This is a genomic window from Corallococcus sp. CA049B, assembly GCF_003611685.1.
Classification (GTDB): Bacteria; Myxococcota; Myxococcia; order Myxococcales; family Myxococcaceae; genus Corallococcus; species Corallococcus coralloides.
Genome location: NZ_RAWC01000006.1, coordinates 4,133 through 31,070 on the forward strand (window position 1 = coordinate 4,133; position 26,938 = coordinate 31,070).

The following is a 26,938-nucleotide window of genomic DNA, read 5'->3' on the forward strand; positions in this document are numbered from 1 at the left end:
ATGACACCGGTATTCACGGCGCAGGACATCCAGGCCTGGTTGACGGCGCGGCTCGCCGAAAGACTGGGGCTCCCCCCGGAACAGATCGACCTGCGGGAAGCCTTCGCCGGCTACGGCCTGGGCTCGGCGGAGGCGGTCATCCTGTCGGGCGACCTGGCCCGCTGGCTCGGCCGTCCACTGTCCCCCACGGTGCTCTGGGAGCACCCCACCCCCCTGGCGCTGGCCGCGTTCCTGGCCGGCGCCGCCGTGGCCCCGCCCGAAGCCGCGCCCCAGGCCGTGAGTGATTCTGAGCCCATCGCGGTGATTGGCCTGGGCTGCCGGTTTCCCGGCGCAGACTCCCCGGAGGCCTTCTGGAAGCTGCTGGTGAACGGGACGGACGCCATCACCGAGGTGCCCGCCGAGCGCTGGGACCTGGGCGAGTTCTATGATCCGGACCCCACCCGCCCGGGCCGGATGAGCACGCGCTGGGGTGGCTTCCTCCGCGACGTCGACCGGTTCGACTCCGGGTTCTTCGGCATCTCGCCACGCGAGGCCATCCGGTTGGATCCGCAGCAGCGGCTGCTGCTCGAGGTGGTGTGGGAGGCCTTGGAGGACGCCGGGCTGCCGGTGGAGCGGCTCGCGGGCACGCGCACGGGGGTCTTCATCGGCATCTCGAACAGCGACTACGGGCGCATGCAGTTGGATGACCCGCTGCTGGGCGATGCGTACGTGGGCACGGGCAGCGCGCTGAGCATCGCGGCCAATCGCATCTCCTATCAGTTCGACCTGCGCGGCCCGAGCCTCGCGGTGGACACCGCCTGCTCCTCGTCGCTGGTGGCCGTCCACCTGGCCTGCCAGAGCCTGCTGCGCGGCGAGTCCACGCTGGCGGTCGTCGGCGGCGTGAACCTGCTGCTGTCTCCCGCCGTGACGGTGAACTTCACCAAGGCCGGCTTCATGGCCCCGGACGGGCGCTGCAAGGCGTTCGACGCCGGGGCGAACGGCTACGTGCGCGGCGAGGGCGCGGGCGTCGTCGTGCTCAAGCGGCTGTCCCAGGCGCTCGCGGAGGGCGACGCCATCCACGCCGTCATCCGGGGCAGCGCCGTCACCCAGGACGGCCGGAGCAACGGCCTGACCGCGCCCAACCGCCAGGCCCAGGAAGCCGTGCTGCGCGAGGCCCACCGGAGCGCGGGCACCACGCCCGGCGCGGTCCAATACGTCGAAGCGCATGGCACCGGCACGTCCCTGGGAGACACCATCGAATTGGAGGCGCTCGGGGGCGTGACCTCCGTGGGACGCGACTCTGGACGGCCCTGCCGCGTCGGCAGCGTCAAGACGAACATCGGGCACCTGGAGGCCGCCGCCGGCATCGCCGGGCTCATCAAGGTCGTCCTGTCGCTCAAGCACCGGCGGCTGCCGCCCAGCCTGCACTTCCAGAAGCCCAACCCCCTCATCCCCTTCGAGCAGCTGGCCCTGGCGGTGCAGACGGAGGCCACCCCGTGGCCGCGCGCGGACGCGGCCCTCCTCGCGGGCGTCAGCTCGTTTGGCTTTGGCGGCACCAACGCGCACGTCGTGCTGGACGCGCCACCGTCCGCGCCGGCCTCCGAGGGGACGTCGCCGGAGCACCGGGACGCCACGGACGGAGCGCGGCTGCTCACCGTGTCCGCCCGGGACGCCGCCGCGCTGGAGTTGCTGGCTCGGGACTACCGCGAGCTGCTGACGCGAACCCCGGAGGCGCCCGCGCTCTCGGACGTCGCCGCCACCGCCGCACGGCGCCGCGGCCCGCATGACCACCGGCTGGCGCTCGTCGCCCGCGGGAACGCCGAGGCCGCGGGGCTCTTGGAGTCCTTCACCCGGGGCGAGCCCCGGACGGGTCTCTTCTCCGGCCCCCGTCGCGCGAGCCGTCCCCGGGTGGTGTTCGTCTTCCCGGGTCAGGGTTCGCAGTGGGCCGGCATGGGCCGGGAGCTGCTCGCGTCCGAGCCCGTGTTCCGCGAGGCCGTGGAGCGGTGCGAGGCCGCGCTCCAGGCCCACGTCGACTGGTCGCTCGTGGAGGTGCTGACGGGGGGCCCGGCGGCCACCCGGCTCCAGGAGATCGACGTCCTCCAGCCAGTGCTGTTCGCGGTGGAGGTCGCGCTCGCCGCGCTGTGGCGCTCCTGGGGCGTGGAGCCGGACGCCGTCGTGGGCCACAGCATGGGTGAGGTGGCCGCGACGTACGTGGCCGGGGGCCTGTCGCTGGAGGACGCGGCGCGGATCATCTGCGTGCGCAGCCAGCTGCTCCTGCGCCTCAAGGGCCAGGGCGCCATGCTCGCGGTGGAGCTGTCCGCGGAGCAGGCCACCGCGCTCATTGCCGGAAGCGAGGATCGCGTCTCCGTGGGGGTGAGCAATGGCCCCCGGTCCACCGTCCTCTCCGGAGCGCCGGACACGCTCCGGGAGCTGCGCACGAAGCTGGAGCGCGAGCACGTCTTCTGCCGCGAGGTGAAGGTCGACGTCGCCTCGCACAGCCCCCAGGTGGAGCCGCTGCGCGCGGAGCTGCTGGAGGCGCTCGACGCGGTGGAGCCCCGCACGCCCACGCTGAAGTTCTTCTCCACGGTGGAGCGCGAGGGCGAGCCGTACCTGGATGCGCACTACTGGTGGTGGAACCTGCGGCAGCCGGTGCGCTTCGCGGAGGCCGTGGCCGACCTGCTGGCCCAGGGCTACGACACCTTCATCGAGGTGAGCCCCCACCCCATCCTCGCGATGCCACTGGCGGAGAGCATCGCGCAGCGGGGCGGCGACATCGCGGTGCTGCCCTCCCTGCGCCGCGACGAGGACGCGCGCGCGGTGCTGCTCGGCGCCCTGGGCGCGTTCTACGTGCGCGGAGGCGCCCCCCGGTGGGAGCAGGTGCATCCCCAGACGCCGCCCATCCCGCTGCCGCACCACCCCTGGCGGCGGGAGCGATACTGGTTGCCGGCGCAGGCGCCCTCCCGCACGCGGACCGCGCGGCGCTCGCCAGCGGAGGTCGCGCTGGAGGCAGGCCAGCGTCAGGCGGCCCAGGCCCCGCTGGATCTGGCGCTCCATGCACAGCCAGACACCCGCCGGCGACTGGACGCCCTCACGCAAGGCTTCATCGTGGCGGCCCTGCGAGAACTGGGGGCCTTCCGTCAGCCCGGCGAGCACCTCACGCTCGAAGGGCTGGAGAGCGCGCACGGCGTGGCGCCGCGCTATCGCAAGCTCATGTCGCGGTGGCTGCGCCGCCTGGTGGACGCGGGGCTGCTGGAGGCGCACGGTGACGCGTTCGTCGCCCGCCTGGCGCTGCCCGAGCCCCCCGTCGTCACGCTCGTGGCGGAGGCGCGCACGCACTGCGTGGGCCTCGGCTTCCTCGTGGACTATCTCCAGCGCTGCGGCGAGCAGCTGCCCGGCGTCCTGCGCGGAGCGGTGGATCCGCTGGAGCTGATGTTCCCGGGCGGCTCCCTGGCCACGGCCGAGGGGCTGTACCAGACGTCCGCCATCGCCCGGTACTACAACGCCATCGTCCGGTCCGTCGTCGAGTCCGTGCCGCGCGTCCTACCGGGCCCCGTGCAGGTTCTGGAGATTGGCGCGGGCACGGGCGGCACGTCCGCCACGCTGCTGCCCGCCCTGTCGGACCTGGGCGTGACGTACTGGTTCACGGACGTGTCGGAGTTCTTCTTCGCCCGGGCCGCCGAGCGCTTCGCCGCGCATCCCTTCGTGCGCTACGGCGTGCTCGACATCGAGCGGGAACCCCGCACGCAGGGCTTCGCCCCCGGCGGCTTCCAGCTCATCGTGGCCTCCAACGTGCTGCACGCCACGCGCGACCTGCGGGAGACCCTGGAGCACGTCCGGTCGCTGCTCGCGCCAGGGGGCGTGCTCATCCTCTGGGAGGTGACGCACCCGCAGCCGTGGTTCGACATCTCCTTCGGCCTCATCGAAGGGTGGTCCCGGCACGAGGACGCCTGGCGCGAGGACCAACCGCTGCTGCCCGCCACGCGCTGGACGGAGCTGCTGCGCACCCAGGGCTTCGTGGACGTCCAGGCCTTCCCGCCCCCGGGCTCGCCCGCGGAGGTGCTGGAGCAACACGTCGTCGTCGCGGCGCTCCCGGACGGCCCCGCCCGGCGAACGCCCGCGAACGTGCCGGAGGTGGAGCCCGAGGCCTGGACGGCGGCGCGGGAGGCCGTGCTGCCCGTGGGCGTTCCCCCGCTCGTGGCGCTCCAGAACGCGGCCACCCCCGGCGAGCGCGCGGAGCTGCTCGCCCAGGGCGTCACGGGACAGGTCGCGGCCGTGCTGCGCCTGCCTCCGGCGCGCGTGGAGCTGGGCAAGCCGCTCAACCGGCTGGGGCTCGACTCCCTGATGGGGCTCGAGCTGAAGAACCGCATCGAGCGGACCTGGTCCCTGAAGCTGCCCCTCGCGGAGATCTTCCTCGCGGAGGGCGTCACGGACCTCGCGGGCCGGGTGCTCGCGCGCTGGAACGCCGACCACGCCGTACAGGAGTCCTCCTCCGCCGTCGCCGCGGGGATTCCGCGCGGGAGCGAGACGCTGGGAGAGGCGCCGCTGTCGCACGCCCAGGAGCTCATCTGGATCAACACCCAGCTGGAGCCCGAGCAGGCCTTCTACAACGTGCCCTACGCGGTGCACTTCGACGGGCCGCTGGACGTCCCCCGGCTGGAGGCGAGCCTCGCCGCCCTGCTGCGCCGGCATGAGGTCCTTCGCACGACCTTCCACGCGCGGGAGGGCCACGCGTATCAGGTCATCCCACCGGCCACCGGCTTCCGCCTGCCCGTCGTGGCGCTCTCCGGCTCCACCCCCGAGGCGCGCGCCACGGAAGCGGAGCAGGTGCTGTCCCGGGAGGTGGGGCGGCGCTTCGACCTGGACCGCTCCGTCCTGCGCGCCTGCCTCCTTCCCCTGGCGGAGGACCGGCACGTGCTGCTGCTCGTGCTGCACCACCTGGTGGTGGACGGCTGGTCGGGCGCCCTGCTCATGCGCGAGCTGGGAGCGCTGTATCGCGCGGGGGGCGACAGCAAGGCCGCGGCCCTGGACGCGCTCCCGGTGCGCTACGCGGACTTCGCCGTCTGGGAGCGGGCGCTCCTCACGCGCGAGGCGCTCTCGGACTCCCTGGCGTACTGGCGCGAGACGCTCGCGGGCGCGCCCCCGTCCGTGGACCTGCCCACGGACCTGCCCCGGCCCTCACGGCGCGGCTTCCGCGGGGCCCTGCACTCGGAGACGCTGCCCGCGGCGCTCGCCGCCGGGGTGCGCGAGCGGGCCTGGCAGGAGGGCGCCACGCCCTTCATGGTCCTCAAGGCGGCGCTGGACGTGCTGCTGTACCGCTGGACGGGCCAGACGGACCTGGTCGTCGGGACCGTCGTGGCGAACCGGGGCCGGTCGGAGCTGGAACCGCTGGTGGGCAACTTCATCAACTTCCTGCCCCTGCGCACGCGGCTGTCCGGGGACGACACGGCGCGCTCGCTGCTGGAGCGGGTGAAGGCGTCCGTGCTGGAGGCCTCCACGCACCAGGACTGTCCCTTCGCCGCCATCGTCGAAGCGGCCCGGCCCCAGCGCACCGGCGGCCCGTCGCCCCTCTACAACGTGGCGCTGCTCTTCCATGCCTTCGACCTCCCCGGCGACGAGTGCTTCGCCGGCACCGGGCTGCGCACGCGGTTCGAGCTGGTCCACAACCGGTCCTCCGCGCTCGACCTGCGCTTCGTGGTGACCGAGCTGCCGGAGGGTCTGCGGTTCGAGTGCGAGTACGACCCCGACCTCTTCAGGCCCGACACCGTGAGCCGGTGGATGGGCCACTACCGCACGCTGCTGGAGGGGCTGTGCGCCGAGCCCGGCGTCACCCTGGCGCGCGCACCCCTCCTCACGGCCCCCGAGCGCCACCAGCTGTTGCGCGAGTGGAACGACACGCGCGTGGAGCTCCCCCAGGACACCTGCCTGCATGAGCTGATCTCGCGGCAGGCGGCGCGCTCGCCGAACGCCGTGGCCGTCGCGTTCGAGGAGGCGACGCTCACCTACGCGCAGTTGGAGGCGCGGGCGCACCAGCTCGCGCACCGGCTGCGCCGGATGGGCGTGGGCCCCGAGGTCCGGGTCGGGGTGTGCCTGGAGCGCTCGCTGGAGCTGGTGGTGGCGCTGCTGGGCGTGCTGAAGGCGGGCGGCGCCTACGTGCCGCTGGACCCCGAGTACCCCGCCGAGCGACTCGGGTGGATGCTGGAGGATGCCCGGGCCCCGGTGGTCCTCACGCAGTCGCATCATGCGAAGACGCTGCCCGTGGGCGCGGCGGCGGTGCTGTGCCTGGACACGGAAGCAGCGGCGCTCGCGCGGGAACCCGCCCACGCCCCGGAGACCGGGGTGGCCCCCGGCCATCTGGCCTACGTCATCTTCACGTCTGGCTCCACGGGGCGCCCCAAGGGCGCGATGAACACCCATGGCGCCATCGTCAACCGGCTGGTGTGGATGCAGCGGGCCTACGGGCTGGGCCCCTCGGACGTCGTCGTCCAGAAGACGCCCTTCGGGTTCGACGTGTCGGTCTGGGAGTTCTTCTGGCCGCTCATGACGGGCGCGCGGCTGGTGGTGGCGCGGCCCGGGGGACACCGCGACGCTGGCTATCTGGCCTCGCTGGTGGCGCGCGAGCGCGTCACCACGATGCACTTCGTGCCCTCGATGCTGGGCGCCTTCCTGGAGGCACCGGGTCTGGAGGCATGCACGGCGCTCACCCGCGTCCTGTGCAGCGGCGAAGCCCTGCCCGCCGAGCTCCAGGCCCGCTTCTTCGCGCGGTGGGCCACCTGCGCCCTGCACAACCTGTACGGCCCCACGGAGGCGGCCGTGGACGTCACGGCATGGGAATGCCAGCGGGGCGACTCCCGGCTCGCGGTGCCCATCGGGAGGCCCATCTCCAATGCCGGCATCTACCTGCTCGACGGTGAGCTGCAGCCGGTCCCCGTGGGCGTCGCTGGCGAGCTGTTCATCGCCGGCACGCCGGTGGGGCGCGGCTACCTGCGGCGGCCGGACCTGACGGCGGAGCGCTTCATCCCCGACCTCCATGCGGCCACGCCCGGCGCCCGCATGTACCGCACGGGGGACCTGGCCCGCTTCCATCCGGACGGCGCCATCGAGTTCCTGGGCCGGTTGGATCATCAGGTGAAGATCCGCGGCTTGCGCATCGAACCGGGTGAGGTGCAGGCGCTGCTCGCGCGGCAGCCCGCGGTCCAGGAGTGCGCGGTGCTGGCCCGCGAGGACGTCCCGGGTGACATGCGGCTCGTCGCGTACGTGGTGCCGCATCCGTCCCCCGCGTGGGACGAAGGGGCGGCCCGGGGAGCGCTGCGGGCGCTGCTGCCGGAGTACATGGTGCCGTCGGCCTTCGTCATCCTCCCGGCCCTGCCGCTCACCCCCAACGGGAAGCTGGACCGCAAGGCGCTGCCGGCTCCGGCCCGAGGCATCCCTTCGTCGGGCGCGGCGCCCCAGCGCCCGCTCACGGCGGTGGAAGCGCGGATCGCCGGGACGTGGGCGGACGTGCTGGGCCACGAACGCGTGGGCCCTTCGGACGACTTCTTCGCGCTCGGCGGCCATTCGCTGCTCGCCACCCGGGTCATCTCCCGTCTGCGCGCGGCCTTCTCCGTGGAACTCGCGGTGCGCGACCTGTTCGAGGCGACGACCGTGGAGCGGCTGGCCGCCCGTGTCTCGGCCGCGCTCGCCAGTACCCCGGTGGTCCCCCAGGCCCCGGCGCTCGTTCCCGCGGCCGGCGCGGACGCCGGACGCCTGTCCTTCTCCCAGCAGCGGATGTGGTTCCTGGCCCAGCTGGAGCCGGACAACCCGTTCTACAACCTGCCCGCCCTCGTCCGGCTGGAGGGCGCGCTGGACGCCGAAGCGCTGGTGCGGAGCCTGCGCGAAGTGGTCCGCCGGCACCAGGTGCTGCGCACCACGTTCCCCCAGCGGGAGGGACACCCGGCCCTGCACGTCCTGGAGTCGCCGCTCACCGTGGAGCGGGTGGACCTGCGCGCGCTCGCGCCCGAAGCGCGCGAAGCGGAGGCCCTGCGCTTCGCCAGCACGGAGTCGCGGCGGCCCTTCGACCTGGCCGAGGGCCCCCTGCTGCGGGCCCACCTGCTGCAAGTGGAGGACACGCGGCACCTGCTCCTCTTGGTGATGCACCATATCGTCGCGGACGGAGGGTCCATGACCGTGCTGGTGCGCGAGCTCATGGCGCTCTACCCCGCGTTCAGCGCCGGCAGCCCGTCCCCCCTCCCCGAGCTCCGCCTCCAGTTCTCGGACTTCGCCGCCTGGCAGCGGCGGTGGCTGGACGGGGACGCGCTCGCGGCGGTGCTGGGCTGGTGGCGTGAGCGGCTCACGGGGGCGCCCCGGGTGCTGGACCTCCCCATGGCCCGCGCCCGTCCCGCCGTGCAGCGCTACCGGGGCGCGCGCCAGCCGGTCCACCTGTCACCCGCGACGACGCGGGCCCTGGTGGAGCTGGGCCGCGACACGGGGACCACCCTCTTCATGACGCTGCTCGCGGGGTTCCAGACCCTGCTGCACCGCTACTCGGGCGCCACCGACGTGGTGGTCGGCTCCCCCGTCGCGAACCGCGACCCCGTGGAGGTGGAGGAGCTGATCGGCTTCTTCGCCAATGTCCTCGCGCTGCGCACGGACCTGTCCGGCGAGCCTTCCTTCCGGGAGCTGCTCGCGCGCGTGCGCGAGGTGACGCTGGGCGCCTACGCGCATCAGGCCGTCCCTTTCGAGAAGCTGGTGGAGGAGCTGCGCGTTCCCCGCGGCTTGAGCCACGCGCCCCTCTTCCAGGTCCTCTTCGCGTTGCAGAACACGCCGCTGCCGGAGCAGGCGCTGCCGGGCCTGCGCCTGACGCCGGTGGAGGTGGAGGCCGGCACCGCGCGATACGACCTGGCGCTGACGCTCGAGGAGGGCCCCCAGGGGCTGCACGGCAGCCTGGAGTACGACACGGACCTGTTCGACGCGCCGACCGCCGCGCGCATGGTGCGCCACCTGGAGCGGCTGCTCGAAGGGGCCACGCGCACCCCGGACGCGCGCATCGGCCTGCTGCCGCTGCTCCCCGAGGCGGAGCGCCACCAGGTGCTGCGCGAGTGGAACGCCACGCGCAGGGAGTCCTCCGGGCGGTGCGTGCACGAGCGCATCTCCGCCCAGGCCGCGCGGACCCCGGACGCCCTGGCGGTCATCACCCCGGAGGCCACGCTCACGTATGCGGCGCTGGAGCGCGGCTCCAACCAGCTCGCGCACCACCTGCGGTCGCTGGGCGTCGGGCCCGAGGTCCGCGTGGGCCTCTGCCTGGACCGCTCCGTGGAGCTCGTCGTGGCGCTGCTGGGCGTGCTCAAGGCAGGAGGGGCCTACGTCCCCCTGGACGCGGCCTTCCCGGCCTCGCGCCTGGCGCAGATGGTGGAGGACGCACGGCCGACGGTCCTCCTCACGCGCACGGCCCTGCGCGACGCCGTGGATGCCAGTGACGCGGCCGTGGTCTGCCTGGATGCCGCCACGGACCTGCTGCGGACGCTGCCCGCCACACCGCCCCGGGTGGAGCTTTCGCCCGAGCACCCCGCGTACGTGCTGTACACCTCCGGCTCCACGGGACGCCCCAAGGGCGTGCAGGTGACGCACGGGGGCTTGAGCAACTTCCTGGACGCCATGCTGCACGAGCCCGGCATGGGCGCCGGGGACGTGCTGCTCGCGGTCACCACGCTCTCCTTCGACATCGCGGGCCTGGAGCTCTACCTGCCGCTGCTGGCTGGCGCGCGGCTGGTGCTGGTGTCTCGCGAGGTGGCGGTGGACGGCACGCGGCTCGCGGACGCGCTGCTGCGCCACGGCGCCACCGTCATGCAGGCCACCCCCGCGACGTGGCGGCTGCTGCTCGCGAGCGGCTGGAGCGGGAAGCCCGACCTGCGCGTGCTGTGCGGGGGCGAGGCCCTGCCGCGCGACCTCGCGGCCACGCTGCGCGCGGCGACGGCCGGCGTCTGGAACCTCTACGGTCCCACCGAGACGACCATCTGGTCCTCCGTCCACCGGGTGGAGGACACGGGGGCGGACATCCCCATCGGGAGGCCCATCGCCAACACCACGTTCTACCTGCTGGACGCGGCGCTCCAGCCCGTCCCGGTGGGCGTCCCGGGGGAGCTGTACATCGGCGGCGCCGGGCTCGCGCGGGGCTACCTGGACCGGGCCGACCTGACGGCCGGTGTCTTCGCGCCGGATCCCTTCAGCGACGCACTGGGCGCGCGGCTCTACCGCACCGGCGACCTGGCCCGGTGGAGGGCGGACGGCACCGTCGATTACCTGGGCCGGAGGGATCAGCAGGTGAAGGTGCGCGGGCACCGGATCGAACCGGGTGACATCGAGGCCGCGCTCACGCGCCACGAAGGCGTGCGCGCGGCGGTCGTCGTCGTGCGCGAGGACGTCGCCGGAGAGAAGCGGCTGGTGGCCTACGTCATCCCCAGCGGTGAGCCGCCCACGCCCGCCGGCTTCCGGGAGCACCTCCGCGCCCTGCTGCCGGAGTACATGGTGCCGTCGGCCTTCATGGTCCTGGACGCGCTGCCGCTGACCCCCAACGGCAAGGTCGACCGCAAGGCGCTGCCAGCCCCGGGACCGCTCCAGCCCGCCGCGGGCTTCGTCGCGCCCCGCACGCCCACCGAGCAACGGCTCGCCCGGCTCTGGGCCGAGGTCCTCCACCTGGAGCACCTGGACGTCACCGCGAACTTCTTCGAGCTGGGAGGCGACTCCATCCAGGGGGTGCTGGTCATCGCCCGGGCGAACCAGGCCGGGCTGCCGCTCACCGTCCGCCAACTCTTCGAACACCAGACCGTGGCCGCCCTGGCCCAGGTCATCGACGGCGCGCCCGCGCCGGAGTCCCCCACCGCGCCGGAGGAACCGGCCGCGTTCTCCAGCCTCGCTCCGGAGATTCAAGAGTGGCTGCGGGCCCGCATGCCCACGGCGGAGGACGCCTTCGCGCTCACGCCGCTCCAGGAGGGCATGCTCTTCCATGCGCTGAACGCTCCGGCGCAAGGGGCGTACTTCCAGCAACTCCACTGCACGGTGGAGGGGGCGCTGGAAGCGGACGCGTTCGCGCGGGCCTGGCAGCACGTGGTCCAACGCCACGCCGTGCTGCGCACGTCCTTCCACTGGGAGGCCGTGGAGCACCCCGTCCAGGTGGTCCACCGCGAGGCCACCGTCCCCGTCGAACACCTCGACTGGAGCACCCTGCCCGCCCCCGAGCAGGCCTCGCGGCTCGCGTCGTACCTCGAAGAGGATCAGGCCCGGGGGTTCACGCTCGACAGCGCGCCCCTGATGCGGGTCGCCTTGCTCCAGACCGGGGCGCGGAGGTGGACGCTGGTCTGGAGCTACCACCACCTGCTGCTCGATGGCTGGTCCGCCGCGCGCGTGGTCCACGAGGTGGCGATGGCGCAGGCGGCGCTCCTCCAGGGTGAGCCCCCGCCGCGCCCGCCGTCCCGGCCCTACCGCGCCTATCTGGACTGGTTGCGACGCCAGGACCTCGCGGCGCCGGAGGCCTTCTGGCGCCGGACCCTGGCGCCCTTCACCGCGCCCACCGCCCTGCCCCGCTTTGGCCCGGAAGCCTCCGGTATTGCCTCCCCCCACCGGGAGCACCAGACCCGGCTTCCGGCCGGGGTGACCCGGCAGCTCCAGGCCCGGGCCCGGCGTCACCACCTCACACTCAACACGCTGGTCCAGGGGGCCTGGGCCCTGCTGCTGGCCCGCTACAGTGGTGAGCGGCGGGTCCTCTTCGGAGCCACCACCGCGGCCCGTCCCGCGGAGCTCCCCGGCGCCGACACGATGGTCGGCCTGTTCATCAACACGCTGCCCGTGCCCGTGACGGTGGACGAACATGCGCCGGTGGACGCGTGGCTCAGGGCCCTCCAGCAGCAGCAGTCCGAGGCCCGCCAGCACGAGCACGCCCCGCTGGCGCGCATCCAGGGATGGAGCGCGCTGCCGCGCGGCCAGGCGCTGTTCGACACGCTGCTCGTGTACGAGAACTATCCGCTGGAGCACGCGCTGGAGGATCCGGCGATCGGCCTGCGGATCAGCGACGTCCACACCCTCGAGCGCACCGGCTACCCGCTGACGGTGGTGGCGGTGCCCGGCCCGGACCTCGCCTTCCGCTTCCTGTACGACGCCCGCCACCTGGACGACGCCACGGTGGCGCGGCTCGCGGAGCACCTGGGGACGGTCCTCTCCACCCTGCTCGCCCACCCGGAAGGACGCGTGGGCGACGTGACGCTCCTGTCCGAGCAGGAGCGTCATCGCCTGCTCGTCGATTGGAGCGAGGGCCCGGCCACCTTCCACGGCGGCGCCAACGTTCCTTCCCTGTTCGCGGCGCGGGTCGCGGCCACGCCGGACGCGGTGGCCGTCGTGCGCGATGGGGAGCCCCTGACGTATGGCGCCCTGGAGGCCCGCGCGAACCGGCTGGCGCACCACCTGCGCGGGCTCGGGGTCGGCCCCGACGTCAAGGTGGGCGTGTGCATCGAGCGCTCGTTCGAGCTGGTGGTGGCGCTGCTGGGCATCCTGAAGGCCGGGGGCGCCTACGTGCCGCTGGATCCGGAGTACCCCCGCGAGCGCCTCGCCTTCATGCTGGAGGACTGTCAGCCACGGGTCGTGGTGACGCGGGCGCGGCTGGCCGGCGCGCTTCCCCCGTCCCCCGGGCAACGCGTGTTGCTGGACGAGGAGGAAGCCGCGTGGATCCGGCACCCCGTCACCCCTCCGGAGGTGCGCCTCTCCGATGAGCACCTGGCCTACGTGCTGTACACGTCGGGCAGCACCGGCCGGCCCAAGGGCGTGCAGGTGACCCACGCGGCCATCGTGCGGCTGGTGCACCAGGTGGACTACGTCCAATTGGGGCCACGGGAGCGGGTGCTCCACTTCGCGCCCCTGGCCTTCGACGCGTCGACGTTCGAGCTGTGGGGACCGCTGCTGACGGGAGGACGGCTGGTGCTGGCTCCCCCCGGAGCCCTCTCCCTGGAGGCGCTGGGCCGGGTCATCACCGGGGAGGGCGTCACCACTCTGTGGCTCACCGCGGGCCTGTTCCATCAGGTGGTGGAGCACGCCCCGGAGGTGCTGCGCGGGGTACGCCAGCTCCTCGCGGGCGGCGACGTGCTGTCGGCGTCCCATGTCCAGCGCGTGCAGGCGTTGCATCCGGGCTGCCAGCTCATCAACGGCTATGGCCCCACGGAGGTGACGACCTTCGCCACCACGCACGCGATCTCCCACACGGAGGACGCGCGGGCCCCGGTGCCCATCGGGAGGCCCATCGCGGGGACGCGGGTGCGGGTCCTCGCCCCGGACGGCGCCCCCGTTCCCGTGGGCATCGCGGGAGAGCTGTTCCTCGGCGGAGCGGGGCTCGCGCGCGGCTACCAGGGCCGGCCGGAGCTGACGGCGGAGCGCTTCGTTCCGGATCCGTTCTCCCCGGAGCCGGGCGCGCGGCTGTATCGCACCGGCGACCTCGTGCGCTGGACCGAGGGGGGACGGCTGGAGTTCCTGGGCCGCGTCGACCACCAGGTCAAGGTGCGGGGCTACCGCATCGAGCCCGGAGAGATTGAAGCCCTCCTGCGCCAGCACCCGGACGTGCGCGAAGCCGCCGTCGTGGTGCGCGAGGACCGTCCGGGAGACAAGCGCCTCACCGGCTATGTGTCGTGGCGGGGAGACCGGCCGCCGGAGCCCAGGGCGCTCCACGACTTCCTGCGGGCACGCCTCCCTGAGTTCATGTGCCCCACGGCCTTCGGAGTGCTCGCGGAGCTGCCGCTCACGCCCAACGGCAAGGTGGACCGCCGGGCCCTTCCGCGCCTGGAAGGGGGAGGCCTGGAGCGGAGCGCGCCCCAGGTCGCGCCCCGTGACCCACTGGAAGCCTCGCTGGCGGCGCTCTGGGCGGACGTGCTGGGCCTGGAGCGGGTGGGCGTCGAGGACAGCTTCTTCGAGCTGGGTGGCCACTCGCTGCTCGCGCTCCGGCTGATCGCGCGCGTGCGCCAGGTCTTCCAGCGCGACGTGCCGCTGGCGGCCCTCTTCGAGTCCTCCACGGTGGCGGCCCTGGCCCGGCGGCTGGCCGACACGCCGTCGTCCGAGCATGGGCGCGATTCAACCCCCATCCCGCGCCGGAACGGCGCCGCGCCGCCCCCGCTGTCCTTCGCCCAGGAGCGGCTGTGGTTCCTGCACCAACTGGAGCCCACCTCCTCCACGTACACCCTCCGCGCGGCGGTCCGGCTGACGGGGACGCTCGATGTGGCCGCGCTGGAGCGGAGCCTCGATGAGGTCCTGCGGCGGCACGAAGCGCTGCGCACGACGTTCGTGCGGACCGACGCGGGGCCCGTCCAGGTCATCTCGCCCCCCAGCCGGCTGTCGCTGCCCGTCGTCGACCTGGGCCACCTCGCGCCGACAGCGCGCGAAGCCGGGGCACGCGAGCGCGCGTTCACCGAGCACCTGCGCCCGTTCGATCTGGAGCAGGGCCCGCTGGTGCGCGCGACGTTGCTGCGCCTGACGGCGGACGACCACGTCCTGTTGCTGCCCATGCATCACAGCGTGTCGGATGGCGCGTCCCTGGGCGTGTTGCTCCACGAGGTGGGCAGGCTCTACGAGGCCTTCCGCTCCGGCGCGCCCTCGCCGCTGCCCGCGCTTCCCCTCCAGTACGCAGACTACGCGGAGTGGCAGCGTGAGCAGGAGCGCGGTCCGGTGCTGGAGGTCCCGCTGTCCTGGTGGGTGCGCCAGTTGGAAGGCGCCCCCACCGTCCTGGAGCTGCCCACCGACCATCCCCGGCCCCAGGTGCGCAACGGTCACGGCACGGTGCACTCCGTCGCCTTCCCGGCGTCCCTGACGGACGCACTGAACGCGCTCGCCCTGCGCGAGGACAGCACCCTGTTCATGGTGCTGCTCGCGGCGTTCGAGACGCTGCTGGCCCGCTACTCCGGCCAGGAGACGCTGCTCGTGGGAACCCCGGTGGCGGGCCGCTCGAGGGAGGAGCTGGAGCCGCTCATCGGCATGTTCGTCAACACGCTCGTCCTCCGGGCCGACCTGACGGGTGACCCTTCCTTCCGGGAGCTGCTGGGCCGCGTCCGGAAGACGGCGCTGGAGGCATACGCGCACCAGGAGGTCCCCTTCGAGAAGGTCGTGGAGGCGCTCCAACCCGCGAGGGATCCAAGCCGGACCCCCTTGTTCCAGGTGATGTTCGCCTACCAGGACACGCGCTCGCGTCCGCTGATGCTGCCGGGGCTGGAGCTGCGCGCGTTCGAAGTGGAGGCCCGCGGCTCGGCCTTCGACCTGACGCTGTCGCTCGCCCAGGGCGCGGACGGACTGACGGGAGAGCTCGAGTACGACAGTGACCTCTTCGAGGCGGAGACGGTGGCCCGGATGGCGGGCCATCTGGGAGTGCTGCTCGAAGCGGTCGTGGCGACGCCGGACGTGCCCGTCTCCGCGCTCCCGCTCCTCGCGGCGGAGGAGCGCCACAGGATGCTGGTCGAGTGGAACCAGCCGCGCGCCTCGCTGCGAGAAGGCGTCTGCCTGCACACGCTGTTCGAGGAGCAGGCCGCGCGGACGCCCGACGCCACCGCGCTCGTCTTCGAGGACACGACGCTGAGTTACGCGGCGCTGGAGTGGCGCGCCAACCAGCTCGCGCACCGGCTGGTGGCGCTGGGCATCGGCCCGGACGTGCCGGTCGGCCTCTGCATGGAGCGCTCCCTGGAGGTCGTCGTCGCGATCCTCGGGACGCTCAAGGCCGGGGGTGCCTTCGTTCCGCTCGACCCGACCCACCCGAGGGAGCGCCTGGCGACGTTGATCGCCAATGCCTCCATCCCGCTCGTCCTCACCCATCCGGCCACGGCCGCGACGGCGCGTGACGTGGGGGCCCGGGTGCTGCACCTGGGGCCAGACGGAGCGGAGCTCGCTTCGGAGCCCGGTGTGCCGCCCGCGAGCGCCGTGGAGTCACGGCACCTCGCGTACCTGCTCTACACGTCCGGCTCCACGGGCGTCCCCAAGGGCGTGATGATCTCCCATGGGGCCATCGCCAACCGGCTGCACTGGGAGCGCCAGCGCCACCCGCTCGCGCCGGGAGATGCCGTGTTGCAGTCCGCGGCGCTGACCTTCGATGCCTCGGTCTGGGAGGTCTTCGCGCCGCTGGTGAGCGGGGCCCGGCTGGTGCTGGCCCGTCCCGGGGAGCACCGCGATCCGGCCTACCTGGTGAAGCTGCTCACGGGGCAGCGCATCACCACCGCGGGCTTCGTGCCGTCCATGCTGCGGGTGCTGCTGGAAACGCCCGGCATCGAAGCGTGCCGTCCCACGCTGCGCCACCTCCAGTGTGGGGGCGAGGCCCTGAGCAGCGACCTGCGGGAGCGGTTCTTCGAGAAGCTCGGCGACACGCAGCTGCACAACTTCTACGGCCCCACCGAAGCGACCATCGACACCACCTCCTGGACCTGCGGGCCCGGAGACGAGCGTCGGGTCGTTCCCATCGGGCACCCGGTGGCGAACCTGCGCGTGTTCCTGCTGGATGCCCGGAGGGAGCCGGTCCCGGTGGGGGTCGCGGGGGAGCTGTACGTCGGAGGCCCCGGGCTCGCGCGAGGCTATCTGGGACGGCCGGACCTCACGGCGGAGCGCTTCGTTCCGGATCCGTTCGCGCTGGAGCCGGGAGCCCGGCTGTACCGGACGGGAGATCTCGCGCGCTACCGGTCGGACGGCGCCATCGAGTTCCTGGGCCGGATGGATCACCAGGTGAAGCTGCGCGGCTTCCGCATCGAGCTGGGAGAAATCGAAGCGGCGCTGCGCCAGGTGCCCGGCGTCGTCGACGCGGCGGTGGTGCTGCACACGCTGACGCCCGGCGAGAAGCGGCTGGTGGCCTACCTCGCCAGCCACGAGGCACCGCCCGACGCCGCGGCGCTGCGCACGTTCCTCCGGGGACGGCTGCCGGGCTACATGATCCCCGCGGCCTTCGTCGCCAGGGAGCAGCTCCCCCGCCTGTCGAGCGGGAAGCTCGACCCGCGCGCGTTGCCCGCGCCGGTCTGGGACACGGAAGAAGCGGCGGTGGAGGACTCCGGCCCTCGCGGGCAGGTGGAGGAGGTCATCGCCAGCAGCTTCGCTCGGCTGTTGGGGCGCAAGCGCGTGGGCGTGCACGAGGACTTCTTCACGCTCGGAGGCCACTCGCTGCTGGCCACCCAGGTGGTCTCCGAGCTGCGCTCGGCGCTCGGCGTCGAACTGCCCCTGCGCGCGTTCTTCGAAGCCCCCACCGTCGCGGGGCTGGCGCTCCTCGTGCAGGCCGCGAGGGGAGAGCACCGGGAGCCGCCGTCCATCCTGGCCGTGTCTCGTGAAGTCCCCCTGCCCGCGTCCTTCGCGCAGGCGCGACTCTGGCTCGAACACCAGATGAATCCGGAGGCGGCCCGCTACCACCTGCCGACCCTGGTGCGACTGGGTGGAGCGCTGAAGGAGGAAGCGCTGCGTCTGGCATTGGAGGGACTGGTGCACCGGCACGAAGCCCTGCGCACGGTGTTCGCACCGGGCGAGGACGGCCCCTTGCAGCAGGTGCTCCCCGCGGGCCCACTGCCCCTGGCCACCCTCAGCGTGGAGGCCCTGCCCCAAGAAGCCCGCGAAGCCGAGGCGCTGCGCCTCGCGCGCCAGGAGGCCCAGCGCCCCTTCGACCTACGCCAGGGGCCCCTGGTGCGCGCGCTGCTGGTGCGCCTGGGGCCGGACGACGCGGTGCTCCTGCTGGTGCTCCACCACATCGTCACCGACGGCTGGTCCATGGGCGTGCTCGTGCGCGAGCTGGGCGCCCTCTACGCCGCGCACGTCTCCGGCCAGCCCCCGGCCCTGCCCCCGCTGCCCGTGCAGTACGCCGACTACGCCCAATGGCAGCGCCAGTGGTTGCAGGGCCCCGTCCTCGACGCCCAGCTGGACTACTGGAAGCACCAGCTGGCCGGCGCCCCCACCTCCCTGGCCCTGCCCACCGACAGGCCCCGCCCCGCCGTGCGCTCCTTCCGCGGCGCCACCGTCCCCGTCGCCCTCTCCCTCGAAGTGACGCAGGCCCTGGGCGCCCTGGCCCGCCGTGAAGGCGCCACCCTCTTCATGGCCCTGCTCGCCGGCTGGGGCGCGCTGCTTGGCCGCTACTGCCACCAGGACGACGTCCTCGTCGGCACCCCCATCGCCGGCCGCCAGCGCTCCGAGTTGGAAGGCCTCGTCGGCTTCTTCGTCAACACCCTCGCCCTGCGCGTCCCCCTCCACGGCGCCCCTTCCCTCCGCGCCCTCCTCGCCCGCGTGCGCGACGCCACCCTGGGCGCCTACGCCCACCAGGACCTCCCCTTCGAGAAGGTGGTGGAAGCCCTGCGCCCCGCGCGCGACGCCAGCCGCGCTCCCCTCGTCCAGGCCCTGCTCGCCTTGCAGAATGCCCCCGCCTCCGAGCTGCTCCTGCCGGGCCTCACCCTGCACCCCCTCGACGTCGACACCGCCTCGGCCGCTTTCGACCTCACCCTCTCCCTGGCCGACTCGCCCTCGGGCCTCGCGGGCGCGCTCGAATTCAACTCGGACCTCTTCGACGCCGCTTCCGCCTCGCGCCTCGTCGGCCACTTCGCCTCCCTCCTCCAGGCCGCCTGCGCCCAACCCGACGCGCCCCTGGCCGACCTGCCCCTGCTCACCCCGCCCGAGTCGCTCCAGCTGCGCGCCTGGAACGCCACCGCAGCCCCCTTCCCCCGCGACGCCTGCGTCCACCACCTCTTCCAGCGCCAGGCCTCCCTCTCCCCCGACGCCACCGCGCTGCGCTTCGGCGCCGAAGTCCTCTCCTACGCTCGCCTCGACGCCATCTCCAATCAGCTCGCCCACCGCCTGCGTCACCTCGGCGTCCGGCCTGGCCACGTCGTCGCCCTCTGCGTCGAGCGCTCTCCCCTCCTCTTCGCCGGCATGCTCGCCATCCTCAAGGCGGGTGCCGCCTACCTCCCGCTGGATCCGGAGCACCCCGCGGAGCGGCTCGGCTTCATGCTGCGGGACGCCCGCGTGCCGGTGTTGCTGACCCGGTCGCACCTGGCCGACTCGCTCGCGGAGCCGGAGGTCCAGAAGCTCTGCCTGGACACGGACTGGGAGGACGCGCTCGCCAACGAGAGCGCGGCGCCCCTTCACGACACCGGCGACCCGGAGCAGCTGGCCTACGTCATCTACACGTCGGGCTCGACGGGCACGCCCAAGGGCATCGGCGTTCCGCACCGCGCCGTGCTGCGGCTCGTGTGCAACACCGACTACGTGCGACTGGAGCCGTCCGACCGCGTGGCCCAGGCCGCGAACAGCTCGTTCGACGCCGCCACGTTCGAGATCTGGGGACCGCTCCTCCATGGCGCGACCGTGGTGGGCATCTCGAAGGAGGTGGCCCTCTCGCCGCGCGAGCTGGAGCAAGCCATCCGGGAGCACGGCATCACCACGCTGTTCGTGACCACGGCGCTGTTCAACCAGCTCGCCCGCGAAACCCCGGCCGCGTTCCAGCCCTTGCGCCACCTGCTCTTTGGCGGCGAGGCCGTGGATCCCAAGTGGGTCCGGGCGGTGCTGGACAAGGGCGCCCCCGGGCGGCTGCTGCACGTCTACGGCCCCACCGAAACCACCACGTTCGCCTCCTGGCACCTGACGCGCCACGTGTCCCTGGACGCGACCACGGTGCCCATCGGGCAGCCGCTCGCGAACACCACGCTGCACGTGCTCGACGAACGCCTGCGAGCCGTTCCGGTAGGAGTGCCCGGGGAGCTGTTCATCGGCGGCCCTGGCGTGGCCCGGGGCTACCTGGGCCGTCCGGCGCTCACGGCCGAACGGTTCATCCCGGATCCCTTCGCGGGCGAGCCGGGTGCCCGCATGTACCGGACGGGCGACCTGGTCCGCCGGCTCGCGGATGGCGCCATCGAGTTCCAGGGCCGGCGAGATCACCAGGTGAAGCTGCGCGGCTTCCGCATCGAGCTGGGGGAGATTGAATCCGCCCTGGTCCGCCACCCGGAGGTGGGGGAAGCGGTGCTGCTGGTGCGCGAGGACGCCCCCGGAGACAAGCGACTGGTCGCCTACGCGGTCGCGCGCGCCGGAGCGTCACCGTCCGCCGCCAGCCTCCGCGGCTTCCTGGCCGACCAACTGCCGGCGTACATGGTGCCCTCGGCCATCGTCCTGTTGGAGTCGTTGCCGCTGAACGCCAACGGCAAGGTGGATCGTCGCGCGCTGCCCGCGCCGGCCTTCGAGCTCCCCCACGCCATCGCCCCATCCGTCAGCCGCACACCGGTCGAGGAGCTGGTGGCGGGCGTCTGGGCGGACGTCCTGGGACTGCCGGGAGTCGGACTGGAGGAGAACTTCTTCGACCTCGGAGGCCATTCGTTGCTGGCCACCCAGGTGGTGGCGCGGCTGCGCGAGGCCCTGCGCACCGAGCTGTCCATCCGCGACTTCTTCGAAGCCCCGACGCTGGGCGCGGTGGTCCGGAAGCTCGAAGCAGCGCTGGCCGCGGATCCAGGACATGCGCCGCCGCCCCTTCACCCGGCACCCCGGACCGATTGGATGCCGCAGTCCTTCGCCCAGGAGCGGCTGTGGCTGCTGGCACAGCTCGACGCGGAGTCGAGCGCCTATCACGTCCCCCTGGCCCTGCGACTGGGTGGAGCGCTGAAGGAGGAAGCGCTGCGTCTGGCGTTGGAAGGACTGGTGAACCGGCACGAAGCCCTGCGCACCGTCTTCGCGCCGGGCGAGGACGGCCCCTTGCAGCAAGTGCTCCCCGCGGGCCCGCTGCCCCTGGCCACCCTCAGCGTGGAGGCCTTGCCCCAGGAGGCTCGCGAAGCCGAGGCGCTGCGTCTGGCGCGCCAGGAAGCCCAGCGCCCCTTCGACCTACGCCAGGGCCCCCTGGTGCGCGCGCTGCTGGTGCGCCTGGGGCCGGACGACGCGGTGCTCCTGCTGGTGCTCCACCACATCGTCACCGACGGCTGGTCCATGGGCGTGCTCGTGCGCGAGCTGGGCGCCCTCTACGCCGCGCATGTCTCCGGCCAGCCTCCGGCCCTGCCCCTGCTGCCCGTGCAGTACGCCGACTACGCCCAATGGCAGCGCCAGTGGTTGCAGGGCCCCGTCCTCGACGCCCAGCTGGACTACTGGAAGCGCCAGCTGGCCGGCGCCCCCACCTCCCTGGCCCTGCCCACCGACAGGCCCCGCCCCGCCGTGCGCTCCTTCCGCGGCGCCACCGTCCCCGTCGCCCTCTCCCTCGAAGTGACGCAGGCCCTGGGCGCCCTGGCCCGCCGTGAAGGCGCCACCCTCTTCATGGCCCTGCTCGCCGGCTGGGGCGCGCTGCTTGGCCGCTACTGCCACCAGGACGACGTCCTCGTCGGCACCCCCATCGCCGGCCGCCAGCGCTCCGAGTTGGAAGGCCTCGTCGGCTTCTTCGTCAACACCCTCGCCCTGCGCGTCCCCCTCCACGGCGCCCCTTCCCTCCGCGCCCTCCTCGCCCGCGTGCGCGACGCCACCCTGGGCGCCTACGCCCACCAGGACCTCCCCTTCGAGAAGGTGGTGGAAGCCCTGCGCCCCGCGCGCGACGCCAGCCGCGCTCCCCTCGTCCAGGCCCTGCTCGCCTTGCAGAATGCCCCCGCCTCCGAGCTGCTCCTGCCGGGCCTCACCCTGCACCCCCTCGACGTCGACACCGCCTCGGCCGCTTTCGACCTCACCCTCTCCCTGGCCGACTCGCCCTCGGGCCTCGCGGGCGCGCTCGAATTCAACTCGGACCTCTTCGACGCCGCTTCCGCCTCGCGCCTCGTCGGCCACTTCGCCTCCCTCCTCCAGGCCGCCTGCGCCCAACCCGACGCGCCCCTGGCCGACCTGCCCCTGCTCACCCCGCCCGAGTCGCTCCAGCTGCGCGCCTGGAATGCCACCGCCGCCCCCTTCCCCCACGACGCCTGCGTCCACCACCTCTTCCAGCGCCAGGCCTCCCTCTCCCCTGACGCCACCGCGCTGCGCTTCGGCGCCCAATCCCTCTCCTACGCTCGCCTCGACGCCCTCTCCAATCAGCTCGCCCACCGCCTGCGCCTCCTCGGCGTCCGGCCTGGCCACGTCGTCGCCCTCTGCGTCGAGCGCTCTCCCCTCCTCTTCGCCGGCATGCTCGCCATCCTCAAGGCGGGTGCCGCCTACCTCCCGCTGGATCCGACCCTTCCCGCGCAGCGCCGCGCCTTCATGCTCCAGGACGCGGCGGTCCAGGTCATCGTGAGCCAGGAGCACCTCCGGGACGGCTTCTCAGACACGCGGCTCGCATGGCTTGGCGTGGAGGAGACCACCGGCACCGGCCAGGACGCGGAGACACCTCCGGAGTCCGGCGTGACGGCACTGGATGCGGCCTACGTCATCTACACCTCGGGTTCGACGTCCCACCCCAAGGGCGTGGTGGTCCCGCACCGCGCGCTGGTGAACTACACCCTGGCGGCCATCGAGCAGTACGGACTGCGCCCCGAAGACCGCGCGCTCCAGTTCGCGTCCGTCAGCTTCGACGCGAGCGCCGAGGAGATCTTCCCCACGCTCTGCCGTGGCGCGACGCTCGTGCCGCGAACCGAAGCGATGCTCGAATCCACGCGGGCCTTCCTCGATGCCTGCCGCGAGCACGCCATCAGCGTGCTCAACCTGCCCACCGCCTTCTGGCACGAACTGACCGCGGACCTGGGCAATGGCGCCACCGTCCTGCCGGACAGCGTGCGCCTGATCATCATCGGCGGGGAGAAGGCGTCCCCCGAGCACCTGGCCCGGTGGCGGCGGCAGGTAGGCTCCCACCCGAGGCTGGTGAACACCTACGGCCCCACGGAAGCCACCGTCGTCGCGACGCTCGCCGAGCTAGCGGAGGCCTCCGTGCCGGACGGCGCGGAGCTCCCCATCGGCCGGCCAGTGCGAAACGTGCGCGTCCACGTGCTGGACACGCGTCTGCACCCGGTGCCGGTGGGCGTCACGGGCGAGCTGTTCATTGGCGGCGAGGGCGTGGCCCGTGGCTACCTGGGCCGCCCGGACCTCACCGCCGAGCGCTTCCTCCCGGATCCCTTCTCCAGCGAGCCCGGAGCGCGCCTCTACCGCACGGGGGATCTCGTCCGCTGGCGGTCCGAGACAGGGCTCACCTACGTGGGCCGCAACGATCACCAGGTGAAGCTGCGCGGCTTCCGCATCGAACTGGGGGAGATCGAAGCCCAGCTCCTCGCGCACCCGCACGTCCGGGACAGCGTGGTGGCGCCACGAGCCTACTCACCCCACGACACCCGGCTGGTGGCCTGGGTCACGCTCCGGGAAGACGGCCCCGCCGTCACGGAGGCGTCCGTGGAGGCCTCGCTGCGAGCGCACCTGGCGGAGCGGCTCCCCGCGTACATGCTGCCCTTCCGGATCCAGGTGCTGGAGCGGCTCCCGCTGACCGCCAACGGCAAGGTCGACCGCGCCGCGCTGCCGCTCCCCGAAGCAGGCGCCCAGGACGCGGCCCTGGAGCGCCAGGCGCCCCGCGACGCCACCGAACAGGTGCTCGCGGACCTCTGGAGGGAGGTGCTCTCCACGGGCGAACCGGACCTGCGCGATGACTTCTTCGCGGTCGGCGGACACTCCCTGCTCGCGCTGCGCCTGATGGGCCGCATCGAGCGGCGACTCGGGGTCGCGCTTCCGCTGGACACCCTCTTCCACGCCCCCACGCTGGAAGCCCTAGCGCGGCAGGTGCGCGAACGGACACCGGGACGCGCGTCCTCTCCCCGCGTGCTCCTGCGCCAGGGCGATGACGGGCCCCCGCTCTTCCTCATCCATCCCGTGGGCGGACACCTGCTCAGCTACCACGAGCTCGTCCGCCGCCTGCGGAGCCCCCGCACCGTCTATGGACTCCAGGCCCCTGGCGCGGAGGGCGGTCCCGTGGAGCCCGCCACCCTGGAGGCGCTGGCGGAGCGCTACATCGAGCAAGTCCGCGAGGTCCAGCCCACCGGGCCCTACCAGCTCGCCGGCTGGTCCGTGGGAGGTGTCATCGCCTTCGAGATGGCGCGGCAGCTCACGCGCGCGGGGCAGGAGGTGGGCACGCTCGTCGCCATCGACGCGCTGCCGGCGAGCGACGCGGATCGCGACGTCACCGAGGAGGAGCAGGCCGCCGAGGCCGCGCTCCAACTCGCCCTGGACTCCGGGATGTCCGAGGCGCAAGCCCGGGAGCGGCTCGTCACGCAGGGCGTCTCCGGACTCCTCATGCAAGTGCAGCAGTCCGCGGACCTCCCGGAGGAGCGCTCACGCGAGCGCGTCCAGCACATGCTCCAGCTGTTCCTGCGCAACGCGCGGGCCCACAACCAGTACCGCCCCCAGCCCCTGGCCGGCTCGCTGGTGCTGATTGAAGCCCGCGAGCGGCCCGCGGGCCTGGCGCCCTTCGCGGACGTGTGGAGGCCCCTCATCCAGGGCGCCCTCCACACCACGGTGGTGCCGGGCAGTCACGACACCGTCCTGACGTCCCCGAACGTGGAGTCCGTCGCCCGGGTGCTCGACGAAGCGCTGGGAACCGAGGGAGCCGCGGCCCCTCACCTCACCGCGGCGGAGCGGCGCGGGCGGTAGGCATGGTACGGGCCCTCCGTGGGCACGTACTCGTAGGCCTCGTCGATGCTCAGCAGCACGTTGTCCGTCCACGCCAGTCCGGGCGCGCCCGTGACGCGGGACCAGTCGTAGCCCCGGCCGCGCAGCTCCGCGAGCCGGGGCCGGATGTCGCGCTCGAACACGAGCCAGTCGAAGGTCCCGGCGCGGAGCGGATCCGCGAGGACCCGCTCCGGCACCGCGCCCGAGCGCACCAGCGCCGCGCCCGTGAAGCGGTCGAACAGGTACGGCTTGCCCGACAGGAAGCCCATCAGCCGGTCCTCGTAGAGCACCGGCCCGCGCGCCTCCCGCAGCAGGGCCGCGTAGCGCGCGAACGTCGCTTCCGTCACGGGGAGCGCCCGGACGGCGGCGGCCGCCTCTCCGAAGCGGGCGCGGTAGTCCATGCCCACCGGAACGAGGGTGGCCACCAGACACGCCCAGGCGGCGCGGCGGCGCCAGGGCACGGGCTGCCCCTGGAGGAGCACCGCCCCCAGCAGGCCCGCGGCCAGGCTGGCGCTGATGAAGAAGTCGAACCAGGCGTTGACGTCCACGCCATCCCCCACGACGGCGAGCCCGCCCTCCAGCAGGGACGCGAGGACATAGGCGAACACGACGTCCCACTCGCGCCGCCGCTCACGCCAGAGGGCCACCACCGGCAGCAGGAGCAGCCCGGCTCCCGGCGCCAGGAGCACCTCCCACGTGAAGGCCGCCCCATCCGCGAGCGACTTCCCGCGCGCGTGCTCCACCGCGAGGATGTTCGACAGCATGTCCCCGCCCGCCAGCGCGCCGCCCACCGCCCCCAGCGCGCCCATCCACGCCACGCCCCAGGCGGCGAGGTGCAGGAACAGCCGCCGGTCCAGGCGCAGCAGCACCAGCGCGAGCGCGAGGGGTGTCGCCACCAGCAGGTGCTTGACGAGCAGGCCCAGGCAACACAGCAGCGCGAGCACGGCGATGTGCCCGGGCCTCAGCCGCTCCCTCCACCGCACGAACAGGTACAGCGCCCCCATCGAGAAGACATGTCCCAGCATCTGGGGCTCGTACATCCCCAGGTAGCGGTAGGCCGCGTGGCCTCCCACGGACACCCAGACCAGGGCCCCCAGCAGGGCCGGCCAGCGGCGCCCCGGCGCGAGCGCGGCCACCGTCGCGGCGATGAGTCCCCCCACGCCCAGGAACGCCAGCGCCGCCACGACGCGCCCGAGCACGAGCAGGTCCGGGGACAGGGGGCTCAGCGCCTTCATCACCAGGAACGACAACGGCGGATAGTTGACCGGCGCCAGCGGCAGGGACTCGAAGGGCAGATACAGCGGGCCACCGCCCACCAGCCGGACGGTGTGCAGCGCGTTCCAGCCCTCGTTCGGCTCGATGGGGACGTGGAACGCCAGGCGCGCGACGGCGAAGAAGAGGAAGGGCGCGGTCGCCGCCAGCAGGGCGAAGCCCAAGAAGGCCAGCGCGCGCGCCGGGCGAATCGCACTCACGCGCGGGAGATGACGAAGGAGAACGGCTGTTCGCCCTTCGCGAACTCCAGCCGGGCGACCGCGGAGGGGCTCGCGGCGGGCGCGAAGTCCACGTGGGCCATCATGTCCATGACCCGCCAGCGGCTGTCGCTCTCCGGCTCCAGGAAGAACATCGGCTCGCCGTCGATGAGCACCGCCAGCCGCTCGTCGACGAACCGGAAGCACAGCAGGCCGGTGAACGTCTTCCGCAGGTCGGCCTGGATGGAGTCCGGCAGGCCCTCCAGCAGCGCTGCCAGCTGCGCGGGCCCCGCCTCCAGCCGGCCGTCGAACTCCAGCCGGGACCGGAGCGCTTCGCTCGCCGCCGTGCGGCGCCGGACCTGGATGTCATGGGCGGCCAGGAACTCCGGCGGGAACAGCGAGAGGATCTCGTCGTTCACCTCGGCGCCCACCAGCAGGTGCACCCGCGTGGTGTCGCCGCGGTTCTCCACCGAATGCAGCTGGCTGAAGTCCCCATACCAGAGCTCGCCCGGCTTCCAGACACACCGCTCCCCGCCAATGCGAAACACCACGTCGTCGTTGGTGACGATGGGGATGTGCAGACGGATGAGATCGCCGCCGCGGACGTCAAAGACATCCGTGTCCGAGTGCTCCCGGATGATGCCTCCCGGACGGATCGCGGAGATGCGGACCGAGCGCAGCGAGGCCTTGAAGCCCTCCAGCACCTCCCGGAAGTACGGCACGTGGTCCAGCAGCTCCGTGGAGCGGAAGGGCACCAGGCTGTTGGTGCCCGCGCTGCCGTCATCCAGACGTCCGCCCCGGGACACCAGCGGAAGCACATCCCAGTCCTGGTGCTCCGCCACGCCGCCATCCGTCTCCGGCACCCATTGGAAGCGCTCGCTCGCCGCCAGATCCCGGCGCAGCCGCTCCACGTCGTAGGTCCTGTTCAAGCGCACAGCGACCGGACCGCTTCCCATTCATGTCTCCTTGCA

Annotated in this window: 3 protein-coding genes; 1 reads left to right on the top strand and 2 read right to left on the bottom strand. The window is 73.2% G+C overall.

Annotation, left to right across the window (positions count from 1 at the left end; genetic code table 11):
• Positions 1-24,480 carry a non-ribosomal peptide synthase/polyketide synthase gene (locus tag D7W82_RS02190; RefSeq protein ID WP_120616730.1) on the top strand — a complete coding sequence of 8,160 codons (24,480 nt, stop codon included), beginning with the start codon at positions 1-3 and terminating at the stop codon, positions 24,478-24,480.
• Here D7W82_RS02190 and D7W82_RS02195 read toward each other — a convergent pair.
• Positions 24,447-25,970 (bottom strand): hypothetical protein, encoded by a 1,524-nt coding sequence (locus tag D7W82_RS02195; protein WP_120616731.1) that lies wholly within the window; start codon positions 25,968-25,970, stop codon positions 24,447-24,449. The genes D7W82_RS02190 and D7W82_RS02195 overlap by 34 nt on opposite strands.
• On the bottom strand, positions 25,967-26,923 hold the full coding sequence (locus D7W82_RS02200; protein ID WP_120616732.1) for an aspartyl/asparaginyl beta-hydroxylase domain-containing protein: 957 nt from the start codon (positions 26,921-26,923) through the stop codon (positions 25,967-25,969). The genes D7W82_RS02195 and D7W82_RS02200 overlap by 4 nt, the downstream gene beginning before the upstream one ends.
• Positions 26,924-26,938 lie beyond the last annotated feature (15 nt).

Bases quoted from the DNA above. Each gene is read 5' to 3' on its own strand.
- D7W82_RS02200 (WP_120616732.1), bottom strand. From the start codon at position 26,923: ATGGGAAGCGGTCCGGTCGCTGTGCGCTTGAACAGGACCTACGACGTG.
- D7W82_RS02190 (WP_120616730.1), top strand. From the start codon at position 1: ATGACACCGGTATTCACGGCGCAGGACATCCAGGCCTGGTTGACGGCG.